Origin of the sequence: Paenibacillus sp. RC73 (genome assembly GCF_044908085.1) — a bacterium.
In the GTDB taxonomy this organism is placed as follows: Bacteria; Bacillota; Bacilli; order Paenibacillales; family Paenibacillaceae; genus Paenibacillus; species Paenibacillus terrae_A.
Map to the genome: position 1 here is coordinate 1 of NZ_JBIYCV010000028.1, position 5,835 is coordinate 5,835.

Here is a 5,835-nt window from a genome sequence, read left to right on the forward strand (position 1 = left end):
AAAAAAGGATGATCGGGATGAAAATCGGAGGTGTACACAATTCTCCCCCTGTATTTCCCTTCAAGTACGAGATACATTTCGTATTCGCAGCCTTGAGTGCCTATGCACAACATGCCGCCCAACACCTTATTACAGGTGTCGTCGTATTCCTCATCGGGGATGTCCTCATCCTTGGTCAGGGGCTCAATCAGATGGTTCCATTCCTCTTTGGCCATCCCGGGATGCAGAACGGATTTTGCAAGGAGTGCCTGGCGCTCGGTATAGGAGGCTGCCTTTTCAATCGGATAAATTCCATAATAGGGTCCGGCGCCTCCGTTGCCGACTTTCGTTAAAAACTGCGCGTAAGGCTCAGGAAGTGTGACCTGATTGTGGGCTTGCCAGTCCGCCAGCTCTTTTGCTGTAAGCTTCTCTTTAACCTTGTATTGATGTGAGGATGCTCCAAACACCGAGAAAGCCGTGTCTTTGCGCATGGCTTGATTCAGTTTGTTTTTTATTCGATCCAGTTGCGTTTCTTTCTTTCCAAACCACATATTGAACCCTCCTGTTGACTATAGCCAGGTTTCCTCTATTTGCTTACCCAGCAATTTTATTATTTTTTCTAAGGGTCTTACCTCTTTAGAACTATATGTATCTTTAAGTAGGTTTTCAGCAGTATACAACCGGTGCAGCAAACAGCTTTCTTTGTTCATCCGTAACGTTTAGTTTGAGCGCATTGAAACCAATTTTTCATTGTATCTTCTCTTAAGGTCACCACTGAACCACCTTAGAGTACCACACAAAAAATGCATATTAATGGAATCTATATGTGGATTAGACTATAATCACCTTTTTCTGGATCATGCCGAACAGCGCTCCCACCATCGGCAGAAATGCAGACACCTTGCGTCCGGCTTGTGGAAGCGCGAACGGCCAGACGGTTTACTCGCGCCGCTTCTTCGGTTGCCGAGACGGACGCCCGGGGTATACACACCAGCTCTGCGTTTGAGAGATCGGGAGTCTTGCTTCCCGGAAGAAGCGCGTGGGGGAGCTCCAGAACTGGCAAGTACCAACTCGCCGTAATTAACGTCGGTGATGTAGCCGACGTAAGTCTCTCCGCTGTGCAGGGTGACGTAGACCGGACGATCCTGAAACTTCTTAGCCCGTGCGCGCATTTCATTCGATTGTGCCATGGAAGTTCACCTCGCTCACTGATTATAATTCAGTTTACGCCAAGGGCATGCGCACGCCAAAAATCGCTTGATAGGCTCTTCTCCATCGGAGCTTTAGCCTGCTTAAAACGTTGGAAGCAAAACTAGTTGTTGCCGGTAGTTCGATAGGTTATTGCTGCGTTCTTTTTCCTATTCATGCAACACTTCAAATATCGAACTCAGTGTCATTCCATATTCCGTGATCTTATAACAGACTTTAGCCGGTATTTCTGGATATACCGTCCGTTCAACGAGACTGTCAGTAACCAATTCTTTCAACGCTTCTGACAGCACCTTATCCAGACGTGCAATGCAATATTCTCCCTATCTTCATGCTTTTTAGACATAAAATGCAAAACCTCCATGAGTCTTTGCACCGAACTAGGTAGAACATATTTAAGTGCTTTTTATTGTGGGTAACGAATTTTCTTTACCATCACTTGTGGTACGGTTCAGCTTAACAGGTCTATCGGCGAAAAATCCAGTGCGACGAAACACTCTGTCGACATCTTAGCCGCATACAAAACAGCAGATGCCGTTTGACCAGTACCTGCCGAATTCAAGCGACTCTATTCTTATATTCTAAATCTAGCGAATGATCAAGACTGGCATTCATCATGCGTAGGATCATGAGTTAATTGCACACCTGTGGGCGAAATTTCTTTAGGTGTTATTTTTCAAAAATATTTCTCTGGTCAAGCTCAAAAAGGCTTCGATTGCAGGCGAAATCCACTTCTCTTCATGCCACATCATTTGGGTTGCAAACGATGTGGGGGTCAGATCCCAAGGCAACGGAACCAGTTCTCCCCGATTCACTTCTCCGATCACGGCCATTTCAGGCAGTATGGCAATGCCCATTCCTATTTTCGCACATTGTTTAATAGCCTCAGCACTGTAAAACTCCAATTCGGTAATTCCCCCCATGCCCTTCTGTGACAGACTTCGATCAAAAAAAGTGCGATAGGAGCATCCCTTCTCCGTCAACAAAAAGGTCTCGCCATGAAAATCTTCAATGGCCAATGCAGGATGTGCTGCCAAAGGATGATCCGGTGACACCAATAGATAAAAGGGCTCATCCAGCATTTTTTCACCGCAAAATCCGGTCTCGCCCTTGTCCTCATCCAGCGTAAAAATAATGTCAGCGTCCCCTTCACGCAAGCTCTGTTTGAGGTTCGAATTAGGCAGCGGTCGGAACATTAACCGAACCCCTGGATAGCTCAACCGAAACTGGCGCAATACAGCCGGCAGCCGGTACGTACACAACGTTTCATCGGCACTTATGATTAACGTACCCGTCAATTCGCCGGATTGCTTGACGGCATGCTGTGCTTCTTCAACCACACTCAATATGTTATCTGCATAACGCAGGAACGTTCTCCCTGCATCGGTCAAAGTCACATTTTTACCCAATCTATCCACCAGCTTGACACCCAATTCTTCCTCTAAGGCCTTCATTTGCATCGTAACCGTGGAAGGGACATAGTTCTGCACCTCGGCAGCTCGGGTAAAGTTGAGTGTGGAAGCAAGCGTATAAAAGGTTTTTAATTGGCGCAATTCCATGGAGTTCCGCTCCTTAATTCAAAAAAAATGAACGTTCTCTTTATAAACGTTTCTTTGACTTAACAATAGCAGCATCGTAGAGTGATGACAAGGAAGGTAGTTCATACTTTTAGCTATGAAAAGGAGTTTTTTATATGAGGGATTATGAAATTTATGAATTAGGAGATGTTCTGCTGCAATCCGGTGACACTCTGCCAAATGCCATTCTCGCCTACAAAACATACGGCATGCTAAATGCAGCCAAAAATAATGTGATTGTCTATCCCACCTGGTTTGCCGGCTTGCATACTGATAACGAATGGTTAATCGGACCTGGCAAGGCACTGGATCCAGAAAAATATTTTATCATCGTCCCTAATATGTTGGGCAATGGACTCTCCTCCTCGCCAAGCAATACGCCACCGCCCTATCATCAAGCAAATTTTCCACTGATTTCGATTTATGATAATGTGCGACTGCAGCATCAACTGGTGAATCAAAAGTTTGGTATTGCAGAAATCGCCCTCGTTGTAGGTTGGTCACTAGGCGCTGTGCAGACCTTTCAGTGGGGGGCAAGCTATCCTGATATGGTAAAACGAATCGCTCCATTCGGCGGGACTGCCATGACTCGGCCACATGCAAAGGTTGTATTTGAAGGAATGATCGCTGCTCTTCAGGCTGATTCTGCTTGGAACAATGGCTTTTACACGCAGAAACCCAAAACGGGATTGGCAGCCATGGGTCGAGTCTACGCAGCTTGGGGGTTCTCTCAGGCTTATTATCTAGAGCAGCTCTATCAGCAAGAGGGCTACCACACACTGGAGGAATATCTCGTCGATTACTGGGATCACGTATTTTTGACCTTTGACGCGAATGACCTGATCACCATGTTACGTACCGGAATTACAGGTGACATTAGCGCTAATCCGACGTATAACGGCGATTTTGACCTTGCATTAAGCAGGATAACAGCACGGGCCCTGGTTATGCCGGGAAGTACAGACCTTTTCTTCCCTCCCCAGGATAACAAAGTTGAAGCACGCCATATACCAAATGCATTCTTCCTCCCGATTGAATCCAAGTGGGGGCATTGCGCAGGCATTGGACAGCATGAACCAGACTCCGTATTTATAGATAAAAGTCTAAAAAGTTTCTTGCTTGAATGAAACTGAGGAGGAGCGGATTAAATTGAAAAATAAATTGATTATATATATCCTAGCACTTGCTGTTTTTCTAATCGGAACCATTGAATACATTATTACAGGAGTCATTGAAATGATCGCCGTGGATTTGAGAGTATCTACTTCCGAAGCTGGTTTACTGGTGACTGTATTTGCTCTCGCAGCGGCCATTGTTGCTCCGATTCTGATTGCATTAACAATTAATATGGATCGCAAGAAGCTACTGATGGCTGCCCTCAGTGTGTTTATTGCCAGCAACGGACTTATGCTTGTAAACCTTTCTTACGAAACATTACTATGGGTACGAATTATTCAAGGGGCTAGCGGAGGAATCGCTACCGTAGTAGCCATGGCAGTAGCGACACGACTCGTCGAAAAAGAAAGAAGGGGCAATGCCATCGGTATTATTTTGATGGGGCTCAGTAGTTCGTTAGTTCTGGGTGTTCCAGCTGGTACATTTTTTAGCGAGATGTTTGGATGGAGAGTTTTGTTTATTTTGATCGGTATAATAAGCGTTCTTCCATTGTTTATCATCTATAAAAAGGTTCCTGCAATCAGAGAAGAAGAAGCTGTTACCCTCAGGATGCAGTTCTCTATTTTAAAAGATTCAAAAATTGTAACTGCCTTGGCTATTACTTTATTTTATATTGGTGGTTACTCTACGCTCTTTACTTATATTACACCTTTCTTGCAAGCCGCATCCTCTCTTTCCATAACCGAAATTAGCGGTGTTTTATTCCTAGCGGGAATTTGCAGCTTCATCGGATCCAAAGTGGGTGGACAATTGGCAGATACAAAGGGATCGAGATTCACAATTTGTATTGGACTCCTGTTACAGGGAGCAATGCTCCTTTTATTCACTCTAGCTGGTGTCAATATCATTGTATTAATCTTGGTTTTAATGATCTTTATGTTAGCAACCTGGAGCATTTCCCCTGCTCAGCAGCTATTTTTGGTCACTCTGGTACCTCGAAATCCAGACATTGCCCTGAGCGTAAATACTTCCTTCATCCAATTTGGTTTTGCGCTAGGATCTGGATTAGGCGGCCTTGTCATCAGTCGTACCTCTGTTCTGAATTTAAATTGGGTAGGTTTGGCTGCTGTAAGCGTTGCATTACTTCTTGCCATCTTGCTATTCAAAAAAATGAGCAGTGGGATTGGAACGTCTACTGTTACTAAAGAAAAACATTAAATAGCTCCCTCTTTCTACAATCCCAGCATTCAAATCCAAGGCATTTTTTAACACACCGGGCACGCCATTCCCATATTCAGATGTACATAAAAGTACATCATTTGCCTCCCTCAGCTGTGTCCGTATTTCTCTTACCGAAGCAGGTCCTTCATCGAAATCGAGATCAGGGTTGAAAGACGGAAGAACGCTCAACCCTTTCCTTGGAAAAAATTTCAATCTACTTGTGATACGGTTCTCCGTACTGTCTGTAACGGCAAGATTTAGGACCATCCTTTTGCGGGATGGTCCATTCTTTGATATCGCATCTTTTTTTGCAAATAGAATAAGTGGATCGATTCCTCCAAATTGCACTTTTGCTTACTTTAATATTCTCTTTTAATTACAAAAAACGAACCTCGGATTGTTCCAGCTAGTTTTGACTTCTGCCTAGCGAACTTAAACTTCCCTTCTAGCTCCTTTGGTACCTCCATCCCCTCAGAAAGCTTAAAACCAACGGCCCGCTTCTTAGGGTCACCAACCGTATACATGACGTTGACCTCAAGACCATCCTCATAAAAGACGTAAGCAAATTTAATATTTTCAACTTGAAAACGTGACGTTTCTAAAGGTTTGGCCACAAACTCAATATCACGCTCTTTCAGAACTCGGTTCACATAATCAAGGGTCTCCTGACTTTCACTAGCTGGCACAACCGTAAATTCATGCTTGTATTTGTTCATAAAGTAACGGGCTTCAT

The 5,835-nt window shown here is 44.3% G+C and carries 7 protein-coding genes and 1 pseudogene; 2 read left to right on the forward strand and 6 right to left on the reverse strand.

The genetic code is table 11. The features are described 5' to 3' along the window. The 4 genes and pseudogenes from ABH897_RS27450 to ABH897_RS27465 all read right to left on the reverse strand — a co-directional run. The coding region (locus ABH897_RS27450; protein WP_404593006.1) for an SMI1/KNR4 family protein at positions 1 to 530 on the reverse strand (530 nt) is incomplete at its 3' end. Positions 531 to 840: 310 nt separating this feature from the next. Beyond that, positions 841 to 1,169, reverse strand: a pseudogene (locus ABH897_RS27455) (hypothetical protein); the annotation flags it as partial. 168 nt (positions 1,170 to 1,337) lie between these two features. Then, on the reverse strand, positions 1,338 to 1,481 hold the full coding sequence (locus tag ABH897_RS27460) for a winged helix-turn-helix transcriptional regulator (protein WP_404520635.1): 144 nt from the start codon (positions 1,479 to 1,481) through the stop codon (positions 1,338 to 1,340). 369 nt (positions 1,482 to 1,850) lie between these two features. After that, positions 1,851 to 2,747, reverse strand: coding sequence for a LysR family transcriptional regulator (locus tag ABH897_RS27465; RefSeq protein WP_404593007.1), 897 nt, complete (start codon positions 2,745 to 2,747; stop codon positions 1,851 to 1,853). 134 nt (positions 2,748 to 2,881) lie between these two features. On the opposite strand from ABH897_RS27465, the gene ABH897_RS27470 reads away from it, so the two are divergent. Together ABH897_RS27470 and ABH897_RS27475 are read left to right on the forward strand one after the other, a co-directional pair. Next, positions 2,882 to 3,892 carry an alpha/beta fold hydrolase gene (locus ABH897_RS27470; RefSeq protein ID WP_283653967.1) on the forward strand — a complete coding sequence of 337 codons (1,011 nt, stop codon included), beginning with the start codon at positions 2,882 to 2,884 and terminating at the stop codon, positions 3,890 to 3,892. Between the two features lie 22 nt (positions 3,893 to 3,914). After that, on the forward strand, positions 3,915 to 5,099 hold the full coding sequence (locus tag ABH897_RS27475; RefSeq protein WP_404593008.1) for an MFS transporter: 1,185 nt from the start codon (positions 3,915 to 3,917) through the stop codon (positions 5,097 to 5,099). Here ABH897_RS27475 and ABH897_RS27480 read toward each other — a convergent pair. Continuing rightward, positions 5,040 to 5,369 carry an NADPH-dependent FMN reductase gene (locus ABH897_RS27480; RefSeq protein ID WP_404520654.1) on the reverse strand — a complete coding sequence of 110 codons (330 nt, stop codon included), beginning with the start codon at positions 5,367 to 5,369 and terminating at the stop codon, positions 5,040 to 5,042. The two genes, ABH897_RS27475 and ABH897_RS27480, sit on opposite strands and share 60 nt — an antisense overlap. 92 nt (positions 5,370 to 5,461) lie before the next feature. After that, positions 5,462 to 5,835, reverse strand: a 374-nt coding sequence (locus ABH897_RS27485) for a phage tail protein (protein WP_404593009.1), incomplete at its 5' end; no start/stop codon positions are given.